Below are 566 nucleotides of genomic sequence, written 5' to 3' on the forward strand. Positions count from 1 at the left end.
TTTTTTATACACTCCATTAATCTACTTACTTTCTGATAATCAGGGCTAATTAAAAATCTCTCTTTAAATGTGTTTGGATCACGATCAGTAAAACTATGAACAAAATATCCATCTTTATCATTATCTCGACCATCTTTATGAGCAATAAAATCAACAAATCTCCATTGAGATCTTGGTGACATTAAAAATTTTCTTAATTCCTCAAAATCATCTTTATTTAAAAAATTGTCTATAATCTCTATTTTGCTCATTAAAAAAATTATTATTTTATTTTGAGTTCTTTAGGATAATTACAAAATAATTCAGAACCATTACTTGTCACTCTAATCGCTTCCGAAGCTTCTACTCCCCAATCTCCAAACTGCATAACCGCAATCATATGAAAACAAACATTTGGTTCAAGTACTGTCATATCTCCTTTATAGATATTTAATGTATGTTCTCCCCAATCTGGAGGATAACCAATTCCGATTGAATATCCTGTTCTTGATTTTTTTTCTATGCCATATTTATCTAAAATTTTCCAAAAAGCTTGTGCAACGTCATCAGCTGTGTTGCCAGGTTTG

At 30.0% G+C, this 566-nt stretch carries 2 protein-coding genes; both read right to left on the bottom strand.

Annotation, left to right across the window (positions count from 1 at the left end; all coding sequences use genetic code 11):
• The coding region (locus AMN81_RS00430) for a hypothetical protein (protein ID WP_218836700.1) at nucleotides 1–251 on the bottom strand (251 nt) is incomplete at its 3' end.
• A gap of 11 nt (nucleotides 252–262) precedes the next feature.
• On the bottom strand, nucleotides 263–566 hold a 304-nt coding region (locus AMN81_RS00435), incomplete at its 5' end, for a M24 family metallopeptidase (RefSeq protein ID WP_338140287.1).

The sequence above is a fragment of the Candidatus Pelagibacter communis genome, assembly GCF_001179845.1.
In the GTDB taxonomy this organism is placed as follows: Bacteria; Pseudomonadota; Alphaproteobacteria; order Pelagibacterales; family Pelagibacteraceae; genus Pelagibacter; species Pelagibacter ubique_Q.